Source organism: Leifsonia psychrotolerans, assembly GCF_013410665.1.
GTDB classification, from domain to species: Bacteria; Actinomycetota; Actinomycetes; order Actinomycetales; family Microbacteriaceae; genus Cryobacterium; species Cryobacterium psychrotolerans_A.
Window position 1 is genome coordinate 2719446 of sequence record NZ_JACCFM010000001.1, and the last position, 13848, is coordinate 2733293.

Sequence of the window (13848 nt, forward strand, 5' to 3'; positions counted from 1 at the left end):
GCCGCGCAGCGGTAACGCTGCACCAGAGCGGACTCTCAGTGCGCTGCCGGATGTCGGGTGGCCAGCGAGTGCCTGGCCGCTTTCGATTCCTCGGCGGGTGTGTGCATGGACGTGCTCATGGCGTCGAGAAAGTCGATGATGGCGCGCTGCTGCTCGGCCGAGAAGTCCTGCGCGACAGCGATCATACGTTCATGCATATCCCCCAGCGTCTTGCGCACCTCCTGGTGAGCGTTGCGGGTGGCATAGAGCCGTTGGGCGCGACGGTCGGTGGGGTGCACCTCACGTCGGATATGACCGGAGTGCACGAGCCGTGCGAGCAGCTTCGCCGTCGCCGCCGTTGTGATTCGCAGGACCTCGCTCAATTCCTTCGGCCCAACCTCGTGGCCGCGGGCTTCCGCCGCGATCAGGTGCCGCAGCGCGAGCAGGTCAGTCTCGTTCATGTCCATCTCAGCCTGGGTGCGGTGCCGCATGGCTGAATCGGCTGCCTTGAAGCGACGCAGGGCTTGCAGCACCAGAATGGCTCGCGTAACGTCATCAGCATCATCGTCGTACCAGTACGACGACGTCGCTTCATGGTTTTTCCGCTCGGCCATTTGACCATGCTAACGTGGAAGTAGCTAGCCAGGTTAGCTATTTTCTCGCGGGAAGCGAACCAGGGAGGTCGGAGATGCAGTTGAGCACTATCGAGGAGGAAAGCGTCGTGCTCCTCGACGAGCACGGCCGCTCAATCGGCACGGCCCCCAAGCGAACCGTTCATGGCGCAGACACGCCCCTGCACCTCGCCTTCTCGTGCTACGTTTTCAACCGTCAGGGGCAGGTTCTGATCACGCGACGAGCGCTCACCAAGCTCACCTGGCCAGGCGTTTGGACCAATTCGTTCTGCGGCCACCCGCTCCCCGACGAACCGCTCGCCACAGCCGTGCACCGTCGGGCCGACTTCGAACTCGGTCTCAGCCTCGACACCCTCGACGTCGCTCTCCCCGAGTTCCGCTACCGGGCCGTCGATAGTTCAGGAATCGTCGAGAACGAGTTCTGCCCGGTCTATCGGGCGACGACGACGCTCGAACCGGCAGCCAACCCCAGCGAGGTGGCGGATTTCACCTGGGTCGACCCGTCCGATCTGCGCACCGCAGTCGGCGCCACACCGTGGGCGTTCAGCCCCTGGATGGCGCTGCAGCTCCCCGAGTTGGAGGAATTCCGTGCCTGAGCTCATCTCAACCGGCGTCGAGACCGAACTCCAGCGCTACTTCGCGGCTTCCCGCCTGCGCGCCAGCGACTACGGCGAGCACTACGTCGCACTCTGGGACGCACTGGCACAGGCGAGCTCCGGCGGAAAACGCGTGCGCCCGGCACTTGTCCTTGCCGCCTACGCCGGCTTCGGAGGGCAAGATCTCGCGCTGGCGATGCCGGTCGCCGTCAGTTTCGAACTGCTGCACACCGCATTCACAATCCATGACGACGTGATCGATCGCGATCTCACTCGGCGCGGCCTGCCGAACATCGCCGGAACATTCCAGCGCCGAGCCCGCGAGTTGGGAGCCAGCGAGGACCAATCGAGCGTGTGGGCGACGACGGCTGCAATCCTGGCCGGCGATCTGGCGCTCAGCGAAGCGCACCGAGCGATCGCCACGTTGCCCGTCGACGTCGGCGCTCGCACGCAACTCCTCGACCTCATCGATCGTTCGGTCTTCGTTTCGGCGGCGGGCGAGCTGGCAGATGTGACGAACACGGTGGGTCAAGCAGCCACGATCGAGCAGGTTCTTTCCACTCTCGAGCTGAAGACCGCCGTCTACTCGTTCGAAGCGCCCCTGCAGGCCGGGGCGATCGTCGCCGGAGCCTCGCCGGAGGCACTCGACGCGCTCGGTCAGTTTGGGCGGCTGATCGGTATCGCCTTCCAGCTCACGGATGATCTTCTCGGCGTATTCGGTGATGCAGCAGTCACCGGAAAGAGCACAGCCTCCGACCTGCGCGAGGGCAAGCAGACCACGTTGATCGCTTTCGCGCGCACGACCGCGGCGTGGCCGGAGATTGACCCACTTCTCGGCTCACCCGCTCTGACTGACGCCCAAGCCGACCTCGTGCGCGAACATTTGCGCGATTGCGGGGCACTGCACGCGACAGAAGACCTCATCCGCGACCACGTGTCCCGAGCCGTTGGCGCTCTCGACACCCCCGCGTTGCCCGAAGCGGTGCGCACCATCCTCACCGACTTGGTCGCCCTCGCAACGGAGCGCCGCCGATGAGCGCGCTGGAACCGGTGAGCAGCTCGGCCGCCGACTACGACGCAACGGCACTGGCCAGCGCCGCCACGATCATCCAGCACTATTCGACCTCGTTCGGCCTGGCGGCGCGTCTGCTCGAACCCCGCATGCGTACCGATGTGCGCTCGATCTACGCGCTTGTGCGCGTCGCTGACGAACTCGTCGATGGCGCAGCTGCCGGCGCCGGCGTCAGCCTCGCGGGCCAACGCGAACTGCTCGACGAGCTCGAAGTCGAGACCGTGCGAGCGATGCAACGCGGTTACAGCACCAATCTTATCGTTCACGCCTTCGCCCTGACCGCGCGGTCAACCGGAATCGAGGTGGCTCTGATCACCGCGTTCTTCGCGTCAATGCGCCGCGACCTTGATCCCACTCCACTCAGTCCCGGCGAATTGGAGACCTACATCTACGGTTCGGCGGAAGTCATCGGGCTGATGTGCCTCCGTTCCTTCTTGACCGGACTGACCCCTGATCCGGCCGAAGCCCACGACCTCGAGAACGGAGCACGTCGCCTTGGCGCTGCCTTCCAGAAGATCAACTTTCTGCGCGACCTCGCCAACGATTACGACTCCCTCGGCCGTAGTTACTTTCCCGGCATCGACCCGAAGACGATCAGCGAGGCTGACAAAATCCGACTGCTCGACGACATCGACGATGACCTGGCCGCCGCCTCCCTCGCGTTGCCCCTGCTGCCCCGCGGCTGCCGCGCGGCGGTGCGTGCCGCTCGCGACCTCTTCGCTCGGCTCTCTCACAAACTCCGCGCCACACCGGCCGACCTTCTTGTCTCGACGCGGGTACGCGTGCCAGATCGGGAGAAGCTGATGCTCGCCGTCGGAGTGCTGCTTGACCGCGGGGTACGAAGCCGATGAGCGCTGCACCACTCCACCCCCGCACCGTTGTGATCGGCGGGGGGATTGCAGGTCTGGCCAGCGCCGCACTTCTCGCACGCGAAGGACACGAGGTCACCCTCCTCGAAGCCAGAAGCACGCTGGGCGGACGAGTTGGCGTGTGGGAGGCCGACGGTTTCCGTTTCGACACCGGACCGTCGTGGTATCTGATGCCCGAGGTCTTCGAGCACTTCTTTCGGCTCTTCGGGCGCAGTGCCGCCACGGAGCTCACTCTGACTCGGCTCGATCCGGGCTACCGGGTCTACTTTGAAGCCGGCGGCGAACCACTCGACATCGCGAGCGATAGAAAGCGCAACGAAGCCGTATTCGAAGCCGTCGAGCCCGGAGCCGGAGCCGCCCTCGGCCGCTATCTCGACTCCGCCGAAGACACCTACCGCACCTCGGTCGACCGCTTCCTCTATTCGAGCTTCACTGCCGTGCGCCCTTTTCTGGTGCGGGAAATCCTCGGCCGGGCCGCCCGGCTGGGTCGACTGCTTCTGCAACCGCTAGACCGGTTCGCGGCAGGGTATGTGCGAGACCCGCGGTTGCGCCAAGTGCTCGGCTACCCCGCGGTCTTTCTCGGTTCATCTCCGGCGCAAACACCGGCGCTGTACCACCTGATGAGCCACCTTGACCTCGCCGACGGCGTTCTCTACCCGCAGGGTGGTTTCGGCACGGTGATCGAGCGCATTGCGGCGCTGGCCGCTGCCGAAGGCGTCACTGTCATTTCTGATGCCCGGGTGACCAAGATCCTCACTCGGCCGACGTCACGCAAGAAACCCGCGATCTCGGGAGTGCGTTACCAGAACGCACAGGGCGCGACGGTTGAGCTGCCCGCCGACATCGTTGTCTCCGGTGCTGACCTGCACCACACCGAGACCGAACTTGTCGACGAACCCCTGCGCACCTATCCAGAACGCTGGTGGAAGGGCCGCATCTCCGGCCCCGGCGCCGTGCTCGTGATGCTCGGTGTGCAGGGCGAACTCCCTCCCCTGGCCCACCACACCCTGTTCTTCACCACCGACTGGGATGACAATTTCGGCCGCATCTTCGGCGCACACCCCTCGGTGCCCGACCCTGCCTCGTTCTATGTCTGCATGCCCAGCGCGACCGACTCGACAGTCGCTCCCGAAGGCTGTTCGAACCTGTTTCTGCTTGTGCCGGTGCCGGCCGACCCCGGTTTGGGTCATGGCGGAATTGACGGCGGCGGTTCGCCTGCTGTCGAGGCAATCGCCGACCGCGCCATTGCACAACTCGCCGACTGGTCCGGAATTCCGGATCTCACCGAGCGCATTCTGGTTCGTCGCACCGTCGGTCCGGCCAACTTCGCCGACGACCTCAACTCGTGGAAGGGTGGCGCGCTGGGACCGGCTCACACGCTGCGTCAGAGCGCATTCTTTCGCGGCTCGAACATGTCCAAGCGGATCACCGGCCTCTACTATGCGGGCGGAAGCACCATCCCCGGCATCGGACTACCCATGTGCCTGATCAGCGCCGAGATCCTCCTCAAGCGCATTCGCGGAGACGTGAGTACCACCCCGTTGCCGGAGCGCTGATGGGATTCCTCTACCTGCTCATCCTCGTCGTGTCGCTCGGCGCGATGGTGCTTCTCGATTGGCGGTTTCGGCTCTTCTTCTGGCGGCAGCCGGTGCGGGCCACCCTCGTGCTCGGTCTCGGCGTTGTCTTCTTTCTCGTCTGGGATCTGTTCGGAATTCGGCTGGGCATCTTCTACCGCGGTGAGACGCAGCTGCTGACCGGGTTGCTGCTCGCACCCGAGCTCCCGGTCGAAGAACTCTTCTTTCTCACCTTCCTCTGCTACCTCACCATGAACCTGATCGGGCTCGTGCGTCTCATCGGGAGCAGGCCACGCCAATGACCTATCTGCTCGTGAACCTGGTGTTCCTCACCGTCGCTCTCGCCGCCTGGCTGATCGCGGTGGGCCTGCGTCGCCTGGACCGGCGCGTTGTGATCGCCTCCGGGATCGCTCTCATCGTCGTCTTCGTGCTGACTGCCGTCTTCGACACGGTCATGATCGCCGTCGGGTTGTTCAGCTATGACCCGGCCCATCATCTCGGCATCCTGATTGGCCTGGCTCCGATCGAAGACTTCGCTTATCCGCTCGGAGCCGCACTGCTGCTGCCCGCACTCTGGGGATTGTTTGGAGGCCGTGATGAGTGAGATCAAGGCCGGCCCGGCTTCCGGACCCTGGGCGACGACCCGCCAGGTGTTGCTCTCGTCACGGCCGCTCAGCTGGATCAACACGGCATATCCGTTCGCCGCGGCGTGCCTCTTGACGACGGGCCGCGTCGATGCCCTGCTCATCGTCGGCACCCTGTTCTTTCTGATCCCCTACAACCTGCTGATGTACGGCATCAACGATGTCTTTGATTACGAATCAGATCTGCGCAATCCTCGAAAGGGCGGAGTGGAGGGCGCCCTGCTCGACCCCCGCGTGCATCGCACCGTCGTGATCGCGGGGGTGGTCACATCCGCACCGTTCCTCGTCGCACTGATCGTGCTGGGCCGTGACTCATCGCCGTGGGCATGGCTCGTGTTGGCACTCAGCCTGTTTGCCGTTGTCGCCTATTCCGCGCCCGGCCTGCGCTTCAAAGAGGTGCCCTTTCTCGATTCAATTACCTCGAGCATCCACTTCGTCAGCCCGGCCGTGTTCGGTCTCGTGCTCACCGGCGCGACGTTCACCCCGGCCCTGATCGCCGTGCTTGTCGCCTTTTTCTTCTGGGGCACGGCAAGCCATGCGTTTGGCGCCGTGCAGGATGTCGGACCCGATCGTGAGGCCGGAATCGGCTCGATCGCCACGGTACTCGGCGCCTCACCGACCGTGCGTCTGTCACTGTCGCTCTGGGCCGCCGCCGGCGCCCTGATGCTTGTCACTCCGTGGCCGGGGCCGATTTTCGCCGTGCTGGCGGTGCCGTACATTCTGACGGCCTTCCCCTGGCGCCGGGTCAGCGACGAGCGCTCCGCGGAGGCCAACGCCGGCTGGCGGCGATTCCTCTGGCTGAACTACGCCTGCGGCTTCGTCGTGACGATGGTGCTCATCGCGCGCGCGTTCGCACTCGCGATTTAGCGCGCGAGCGGTACCTCGAGGATGCTGGGGTTCGCCGGCGGCGTCGTGAGCTCACGCTCGAGGTCGCTGCGGGTGGCCGCGCGGGAATAGGCCCAGCCGTAAGCAGCGGCGAGCGCGGACAAATCCACCTGCTGCGGGGTGAACAGCACCCGGTCCAGGCTCGATGCCGGCGCGGTGTCGGCCACTTCGAGGCCGTCGAAGATGCTGCCGCCGCCATCATTGCCGACCACAATCTGAATTCGCGGCTGATGCTCACCGGGTGGGATGAGCAGCGACCCGACGTCGTGCAGAAACGCCAGATCGCCCAGCAGCAACCGAGTCGTTCCGGTCGAGCGAGGCTCCTCGGTCCCGCCCTGGCTGGCGAGCGCAATACCGAGCGCCGTTGCGATCGTGCCGTCGATGCCCGCAAGCCCCCGGTTGGCGTGCACCTGAATCTTCTTGCCCGTCACCCGGCGGTCGGCCTCCCTGATCAGGCGTGAGGCTCCGAAGACCAGACGGTCATGCGGCCAGGACGCGCGCCACACGGCATCCACCAGCATCTCGCGGGTCACCGGCGCCCGCAGGGCAGCAAGTTCGGCGCGCGTGATTCCGCGCTCACTCAGGGGGGTGTCGTTCTGCGCGGCCTGTTCCCGCACGAAACTCCGGCTGGTCATCACCCAGCGTCCGAGCCATTCGCGCGCCGCCGGGGTGCCCACGACGGCGACGGATGCCTCGTCCGCCGCGATCGCACGCGCGAACTGAGTCACGCGATGGCCCGGGTTGTACCACTCCGTGCCGGCCGGCGACACGACGATCGTCTCGACGCCCTCGCGCTGGATCAGCGCCGGAACCTCACGGCTGAGCGTGGGGTGGCCGAAGACGACGACGCGCTCGACGAGCGCTCCGAAGTCATCGCTCTGCAGCAGCTCACGATAGGCCACGACCAGATTCGGGCCGAATCGCGCGCCACTCGACACCTCCGCTAGGAGCGGCCAGCCGACCGAACGGGCGAATTCCTCGGCAGCGGCCCCTGCCCCGTGGCCGGCGACAACGACGGTGCGCAGGCCGGGACCAAGGAGGAGTGGTGGCGAGGATGCGGACGCCGCAGCCGAATCGATCGCAACGGTGGCGGGGCCGACGGGGGCGGGGGCGACGGCCGAGGGGGCGACGGCCGCCTCCTCAAGCACGAGGGCCGATGACAGCGGCTCTCGGAAGGCCAGATTCAGGTGCACCGGCCCCGGGTTCAGGCTGACCCGCCCGGTTGCCGCGTCACACGCACTCTGCACCAGCGCCGCGACCGACTCAGCGTGCGCGCCGGCATCCGTCAGCTCAGCCGCGACCGGTGCCGGCACGTCACGCATCAGACGTGTCGAACTGCCGAACAGTCCGGGCTGGTCGGTGGTCTGGTTGGAGCCAATGCCACGCATCTCTTCGGGTCGGTCGGCCGCCAGCACAATCAGTGGCACGCCCGAGTGGTGCGCCTCCAACACAGCGGGGTGCAGATTGGCCACGGCGGTTCCCGATGTCGTGACGAGCAGAACCGCACGGCCTGACTCGACCGCCAGGCCGAGCGCGAGAAACCCGGCCCCGCGTTCGTCGATGCGCACGTGCAGACGAAGCAGGCCGATGCGCTCCAACTCAGCCGCAGCCAGCGCCAACGCTTGCGAACGAGAGCCCGGGCTGAGGACGAGATCGCGTACCCCCGCGCGCACGAACTCGCCGAGCAGCGCGACGCTGAACGTCGTGGCCGGGCTCGTGCCTGGTGTCGGTTCGCTCACCGCAACGCTCAGGCGTCGCGGCGGCCGGGCGTCTCGCCGTCGCCCGTGTCGTTGTTCTTGGGTGGCACACCGGCCGATCCGTCGGCGGTGGCCGATCCGGCGGCTCCGCTTGTGCCGGCGGTTCCGGGTCGCGTGGGCTTTCCGCCGTTACCGTGCGGGTCGGGCTTGTCGAGGTCAGCGAGCTCTTGCTCCAGCTGGCGGATGCGTTGCTCCTGCGTGGCCTTCACGTCGAGGCCCTTGAGAAAGTCGGGATCGTCGTCGGGGGCGAGTGAACGCGTTCCCCGCCCGGCCGAGGCCGAACGGCGACCGCGCCCGACGCTAAGCCACAAGAACGGGCCGATCACCGGGATGATGAGGATCACGAGAATCCATGCCCACCGCGGCAGGCCGCGAATTCTCTCGCGCTGCAGCATCGCGGCATCCACGAGCGTATAGACGGTCAATACGACGACCATCAAACCGAGAAGGAACCAGACGCGTGCCATACCCCGAGTCTAGGCCGGTCGGGTGGGAGTACGGTGACCGCTTGTTCAGCCGGGCAACCTAAACTGGAGGCATGAAGGCTGTCCCCGTTTGGGTTTACTACTCCGTGCTGCGCATCGTGCTGTTTGCCGTACCGCTCGCCATCCTGCTCGCGCTGCGGGTCGAGTGGTGGCTGTCCGCCCTTCTCGCCGCGCTGATCGGGCTGTGCCTGTCGTACATCTTCCTGCGCAGGTCCCGCAATGCCATGTCGAGCGACCTCTACGCTGCCCGACACCCCGAGAAAGAGCCGATCAGTGACGACGCTGCAAGCGAGGACGCCGCAATCGACCTCGCTGCGGCTGAGGACGCGGCATCCGTTTCAACGACCGCGACCATCTCACAGGCGTCAGAGGGCGAACGCAAGCCCGAGTAGCAGCCCGTAGCCGAGACCGGCGAAGCTCGTGAGCTTCAGCGCCAGAATCAGCTCGCGTGAGGTCTTCGCGGTCACCGTGATCAACACGGCGGGCAGTGCCAACAGCAGCATAAAGAACGTGAAGAATGCCAACGGGTAGAAGAGTGTGAAGAACCCGACGATCACGAACGGCACCAGCAGGAACACGCAGTAGGCCACGCGCGCGGCTCGGTTGCCCAGTCGCACGGCGAGGGTGCGTTTGCCCGCGGCCGCGTCGGTTGCGATGTCGCGGATGTTGTTCACCATCAGCACGGCACACGAGATGAGGCCGATTCCGACGGCGCCGAGCCAGCTCTCGGTGTTGATCGTGCCCACCTGCACATAGGTGGTTCCGAGGGTGGCCACCAGTCCGAAGAAGACGAAGACGAACAGTTCGCCGAGCCCGGAATAGCCGTAGGGCTTCTTGCCGCCGGTGTAGAACCAGGCGGCAAGGATGGCAACGGCGCCGACCGCGAGCAGCCACCAGTGCTGGCTCAGAATCACGAGGGTGAGGCCGGCGACGGCGGCGAGGCCGAAGAAGACCAGGGCAACCTTCAGCACGGTTGCCGGTTTTGCCGCCCCCGAGCCGGTGAGCCGAGCCGGGCCCACGCGGAATGCGTCGGTGCCCCGGATGCCGTCCGAGTAGTCGTTCGCGTAGTTCACGGCGATCTGCAGAAACAGTGCCACCAGCAGGGCGAGCACGGCCCGCACCGGGTGGAAGATTCCGGGCCCGCTGGCCACAACGGCGGCTCCGGTACCGATCGCGACGGGCGCGATGGCCAGGGGCAGCGTGCGCAGGCGCGCCCCGCTGACCCAGTCGCCCAGCGTCGCCGGCTTCACGTGCGCCGGGTTCTTACTCACTCCCGTGTGCCGACGTGCCGGGTTGCCCGACGTGCCGGTGCGCTTGTTCGACATGTTCTGCTGAGTGTTCGGCCGTTTCGGCCGTGATCCGTGTGCCACGCACTTATGTTAGCGGCCGGATGCGTGGGACTCTCCGCGCACCAGCTCGATGAGCGACTGCCTGTCGGGTTTGCCCGATGCCAGCAGCGGGATCACCGGTACGATCACCAGCCGAGCCGGCCGCGCAGCCTTGCCGAGCGCCGTGCCCACAGCCTGCCGAATCTGCTCCAACCGAATCTGGGTGCGACGGATGTCGGCCTGCTCGCCGTTCCCTCCCGCCGCGACGACCACCGGCACCTGCCCCCATTCGGAATCGGATGCGGCGAGCACGACGGCGTCACCGCATCCGGGCAGTGCGCGCAGCACCCGTTCGACGGCATCGAGCGAGACTTTCTCGCCGCCGGAGATGATCACGTTGTCGGCGCGGCCGAGCACGCGCACCGCACCTGCGGCATCCACCTCGCCGAGGTCCCCTGTGCGATACCAGCGCACGCCGTGCTCATCGACGAACCGCTCCCGGGTGCGCTTGACGTCGTTCCAATAGCCCTGTGCGAGCACCGAGCCCGACAGTTCGAGTTCGCCGCCGACGATGCGCACGCGCGTGTCACCGATCGGCACTCCGTTGTAGACGCAGCCGCCGGCGGTTTCGGACGAACCGTAGGTGCGCACCAGATTCAGATCGAGCTCGGCCGCGCGCGCGACGAGCTCGGGCCGGATGGCCTGGCCGCCGACGAGGATCGCGCTGAAGCGGCGAACGACGGCCAGCACCCGTGGGCTGACGTCGGCCGCCTCGAGAAGGCGAGCGAATTGCACGGGAACCAGAGAGGTGTAGAGCCGGGGCTCGGTGAGCAATTCGGCGTAGTCGGCGAACACCTCGGGGTCGAAGTGCCCGCTGGGCAGAATGATCGGCGTGGTATGGGCGGCGATCGAGCGCACGAGAACCTGCACTCCAGCCACATAGTGAGCCGGAACCGCCAACAGCCACTGCCCGTCGCCGCCGAGCGCCGCACTCGTGGCCGCAGCCCCCGACAGCAGGGCGTCGGTGCTGAGCATGACGCGCTTGGGTTCGGCCGTCGACCCCGACGTCTCGATCACGACCGCCACCGACTGCGGAACGCGGCCGCTCTCGCCCGGCGCATCCGGCGTGCCCGACGCATCTGGCGTTCCCAACGAGCCCGACGTGCCCGGCGTACCCGACGTGCCCGGCGTACCCGACGTGCCCGGCGTACCCGACGTGCCCGGTACCGGGAGCACCGCAGGACCATCGCCGGAGAGCGCCGCCCGGAGAGCCGCGAGAACGTCGACCGGTTGCGTGGCCGACACTGTCACGAGAGCACGGCTCATGACGCTCGCCCCGAGCCGCCCACCAGTCCCGCGAACGAGCAGTTGTTGTTGCCTCGGGCCGGCGGAAGCAACAACAACTGCTCGTTCGCGAGGGGTCGAGGTCCGGAATAAGCCATCGGCGGGTTCGCCAACGGGTCAGTACTGCCAGGGATACGGGCCCCAGTCGGGATCCCGTTTTTCAAGGAAGGAGTCGCGACCTTCGACGGCCTCGTCGGTGCCGTAGGCCAACCGGGTCGCCTCACCGGCGAACACTTGCTGGCCGACCAGCCCGTCGTCGACCGCGTTGAACGCAAACTTGAGCATACGGATGGCCGTGGGCGACTTGGTCAGGATGTCGTAGGCCCACTCGAGGGCCTTCTCTTCCAGCTGGGCATGTGGCACAACCGCATTCACTGCACCCATCTCATAGGCGCGCTGCGCCGAGTACTCACGAGCGAGGAAAAACACCTCACGGGCGAACTTCTGCCCGATCTGACGCGCGAAGTATGCGCTGCCGTAGCCTGCGTCGAATGAGCCAACGTCGGCATCCGTCTGCTTGAATTTTGCGTGTTCGGCGCTGGCGATGCTGAGGTCGCAGACCACGTGGAGCGAATGGCCGCCTCCGGCTGCCCAGCCGGGAATCACGGCGATCACGACCTTGGGCATGAACCGAATCAGGCGTTGAACCTCCAGAATATGCAGGCGGCCCAAGGCCGTCGGTGCCGGAGCCCCGTGAGCATCGTCGCCCTCATATTTGTACCCGTCACGGCCCCGGATGCGCTGGTCACCGCCCGAGCAGAACGCCCAGCCGCCATCTTTCGGACTCGGCCCGTTTCCGGTCAGCAGAACCACCCCGATGCGCGGGTTAGTTCGAGCATGTTCGAGCGCCGCATGCAGTTCGTCGACCGTGCGCGGGCGAAAAGCGTTGCGCACCTCCGGCCGGTTGAAGGCGATGCGTGCCACCCGCCCCGAGAGGTCGTGATGGTACGTGACATCGGTGAGGGCGTCGAAGCCTGCAACGTTCTGCCAGCTGGTCGGGTCAAAGAGCTCAGAAACCTGTTCGGTCATTCCGCCAGCCTACGCGTCTCCCCCCGCGTCGTTCGCGGCTATGAACCGCTCGCGCGCTCAATCGACGATATAACGCACCCTTTTGGGGGCCGCGTCAAGCCCCTTGCCGCACTAACGAGGCGGGACTGTACTTAGTATCCGGTCAATTTCGGGAGGCAGCCTTGCGCGATATCGTGAAGTCGGATCAGCATTCGGGGACAACCGTTGATATTCCCAACGCGCACTCCCCACGCCGCACCTTGGCCTCGTCAGTGACAACGACCACGGTGCCGGCGTCGCCCGCGGCGACGCGCGCCGCCTACCCCGCCAGTTCGCATTACTCCCGAGCGTCAACCGACGCTTTTGGCGACTATCTGCGTCTGATTGGCAAGGGGCATCTGTTGAACGCCGAGGAAGAGGTCGACCTGGCCCGGCGCATCGAAGTGGGCCTCTTCGCCGATGAACGGCTGAGTAAAGGTGAGGCGACCCCCGAAGAAGCGAGGGAGCTCGCCACACTCGCCCATGACGGGCACCGAGCAAAGAATGACTTCATCGAGTCCAATCTGCGGCTCGTGGTGAGCATCGCGAAACACTATTCGGGCCGCGGCGTACCGATCATGGATCTGGTGCAAGACGGAAACATCGGCCTGGTGCGCGCCGTCGAGAAATACGACTTCATGACCGGCTACAAGTTCTCGACGTATGCCACGTGGTGGATCCGCCAGGCCATCCACCGCGGCATGGCAGACAAGTCGCGCATGATCCGCATCCCGGTGCACACGGCCGAAAAGCTTAACAAGATCAAACGCATCCGTCGCGACCTCACCGGCTCACTCGACCGGGAACCCACCGAACGCGAGATTGCCGACGTGGCTCAGATGTCGGCCAGCGACGTTGCCCGCCTGCTGCTCTACGACAACGAGCCGATCTCACTGCATTCGCCGGTTGGCGACGGCGTCGGCGACATCGCCGAGTTGATCATTGATGATGACCTGCCCCAACCCGATGAATACGCCACAATCACCCTGCGGGCAGCCGACATCTTGTTCTACCTTGAGGCGCTTCCGCCCCGCGAGCGATCGATCCTGCGCGCCAGGTTCGGACTTGACGGCGACGAACCCCACACGCTCGACCAAATCGCACTCGTCGAGGGCGTCACCCGCGAACGAGTACGTCAGATCGAAAAGCGCGCCTTGGCCATGCTTCACGTTCCACGCCTGGAGCGCTACCTTCGCGACTAATGAAACTATGTCACATTATGAACACGGTCACCCCTCTGTACCCCGCGCAGCTCTTCCCAGGCATCCGCTCAACGGCGTATGGTCTCAGCTACCCGACTGTCTGGAGTGGCGCTGTGGGAAAACTGACCTATAACTCGATGCTGACGGCAGACTTTGACGACCGCGTGTTAGCCCATATTCAGGTCGTCATCGGAGCCAAGCTCCGGCGCGGGGAAGCGTTCTATTTCAGCTGGCGTGACGATCCCAAGTCCGGCGACGGGCGAAGCGCGATTTGGATTCACCCCGGCATCGCGCTGACGTTCAAATATTTCGGCGGTCGCGCGCCCTCACTGAACCGGGGCTGGATCGACGCTCTGATGACGACCGCTAATTCATCGGCCGGCCTGCAGATCGTTCCGGAGCCACCCAACCTCACCAATGATCCCAAGGGATGA

The 13848-nt window shown here is 65.7% G+C and carries 16 protein-coding genes; 10 read left to right on the forward strand and 6 right to left on the reverse strand.

Annotated features, from left to right (window positions below; translation table 11 throughout):
* Window positions 1–35: 35 nt before the first annotated feature.
* The gene (locus HNR05_RS12410; protein WP_179579382.1) at window positions 36–593 is read right to left on the reverse strand and encodes a MarR family winged helix-turn-helix transcriptional regulator; all 558 of its coding nucleotides are present in this window, start codon (window positions 591–593) and stop codon (window positions 36–38) included.
* Between the two features lie 74 nt (window positions 594–667).
* Here HNR05_RS12410 and idi point away from each other — a divergent pair, with 74 nt between their 5' ends.
* The 7 genes from idi to HNR05_RS12445 are packed head-to-tail and all read left to right on the forward strand — an operon-like array spanning window position 668 to window position 6233.
* A complete protein-coding gene (gene idi / locus HNR05_RS12415) occupies window positions 668–1207 on the forward strand; it encodes an isopentenyl-diphosphate Delta-isomerase (RefSeq protein ID WP_179579384.1) in 540 nt (179 codons plus the stop codon).
* Window positions 1200–2243, forward strand: coding sequence for a polyprenyl synthetase family protein (locus HNR05_RS12420; RefSeq protein ID WP_179579386.1), 1044 nt, complete (start codon window positions 1200–1202; stop codon window positions 2241–2243). Before idi ends, HNR05_RS12420 begins: the two co-directional genes overlap by 8 nt.
* Entirely contained in the window at window positions 2240–3130 is an 891-nt protein-coding gene (locus tag HNR05_RS12425; protein ID WP_179579388.1) for a phytoene/squalene synthase family protein, read from the forward strand. Before HNR05_RS12420 ends, HNR05_RS12425 begins: the two co-directional genes overlap by 4 nt.
* Window positions 3127–4704, forward strand: coding sequence for a phytoene desaturase family protein (crtI, locus tag HNR05_RS12430; protein ID WP_179579390.1), 1578 nt, complete (start codon window positions 3127–3129; stop codon window positions 4702–4704). Before HNR05_RS12425 ends, crtI begins: the two co-directional genes overlap by 4 nt.
* Complete coding sequence (locus tag HNR05_RS12435) at window positions 4704–5024, forward strand: lycopene cyclase domain-containing protein (RefSeq protein WP_179579392.1); 321 nt, start codon at window positions 4704–4706, stop codon at window positions 5022–5024. The genes crtI and HNR05_RS12435 overlap by 1 nt, the downstream gene beginning before the upstream one ends.
* Window positions 5021–5326: a lycopene cyclase domain-containing protein gene (locus HNR05_RS12440; protein WP_179579394.1), complete on the forward strand. Its 306-nt coding sequence runs from the start codon at window positions 5021–5023 to the stop codon at window positions 5324–5326. Before HNR05_RS12435 ends, HNR05_RS12440 begins: the two co-directional genes overlap by 4 nt.
* Complete coding sequence (locus HNR05_RS12445; protein ID WP_179579396.1) at window positions 5319–6233, forward strand: prenyltransferase; 915 nt, start codon at window positions 5319–5321, stop codon at window positions 6231–6233. The genes HNR05_RS12440 and HNR05_RS12445 overlap by 8 nt, the downstream gene beginning before the upstream one ends.
* Here the strand turns inward: HNR05_RS12445 and menD are convergent.
* Together menD and HNR05_RS12455 are read right to left on the reverse strand one after the other, a co-directional pair.
* A complete protein-coding gene (gene menD, locus HNR05_RS12450) occupies window positions 6230–7990 on the reverse strand; it encodes a 2-succinyl-5-enolpyruvyl-6-hydroxy-3-cyclohexene-1-carboxylic-acid synthase (RefSeq protein ID WP_179579398.1) in 1761 nt (586 codons plus the stop codon). The two genes, HNR05_RS12445 and menD, sit on opposite strands and share 4 nt — an antisense overlap.
* Before the next feature lie 8 nt (window positions 7991–7998).
* Window positions 7999–8475 (reverse strand): PLDc N-terminal domain-containing protein, encoded by a 477-nt coding sequence (locus tag HNR05_RS12455; RefSeq protein ID WP_179579400.1) that lies wholly within the window; start codon window positions 8473–8475, stop codon window positions 7999–8001.
* A gap of 71 nt (window positions 8476–8546) precedes the next feature.
* Between HNR05_RS12455 and HNR05_RS12460 the strand changes: the two genes are divergently transcribed.
* Window positions 8547–8885, forward strand: a complete 339-nt coding sequence (locus HNR05_RS12460) for a DUF4229 domain-containing protein (protein ID WP_179579402.1) — start codon at window positions 8547–8549, stop codon at window positions 8883–8885.
* Here HNR05_RS12460 and HNR05_RS12465 read toward each other — a convergent pair.
* From HNR05_RS12465 to HNR05_RS12475, 3 genes are all read right to left on the reverse strand, one after another.
* Window positions 8859–9818 (reverse strand): 1,4-dihydroxy-2-naphthoate polyprenyltransferase, encoded by a 960-nt coding sequence (locus HNR05_RS12465; protein WP_179580939.1) that lies wholly within the window; start codon window positions 9816–9818, stop codon window positions 8859–8861. The genes HNR05_RS12460 and HNR05_RS12465 overlap by 27 nt on opposite strands.
* A 54-nt stretch (window positions 9819–9872) precedes the next feature.
* Window positions 9873–11147, reverse strand: a complete 1275-nt coding sequence (locus HNR05_RS12470) for an AMP-binding protein (RefSeq protein ID WP_179579404.1) — start codon at window positions 11145–11147, stop codon at window positions 9873–9875.
* A gap of 135 nt (window positions 11148–11282) precedes the next feature.
* Window positions 11283–12194, reverse strand: coding sequence for a 1,4-dihydroxy-2-naphthoyl-CoA synthase (locus HNR05_RS12475; protein ID WP_179579406.1), 912 nt, complete (start codon window positions 12192–12194; stop codon window positions 11283–11285).
* Window positions 12195–12445: 251 nt separating this feature from the next.
* On the opposite strand from HNR05_RS12475, the gene HNR05_RS12480 reads away from it, so the two are divergent.
* Both HNR05_RS12480 and HNR05_RS12485 read left to right on the forward strand, forming a co-directional pair.
* Entirely contained in the window at window positions 12446–13414 is a 969-nt protein-coding gene (locus tag HNR05_RS12480; protein ID WP_343062584.1) for a sigma-70 family RNA polymerase sigma factor, read from the forward strand.
* A 17-nt stretch (window positions 13415–13431) separates the two neighbouring features.
* Window positions 13432–13848 (forward strand): DUF7882 family protein, encoded by a 417-nt coding sequence (locus HNR05_RS12485; protein ID WP_343062585.1) that lies wholly within the window; start codon window positions 13432–13434, stop codon window positions 13846–13848.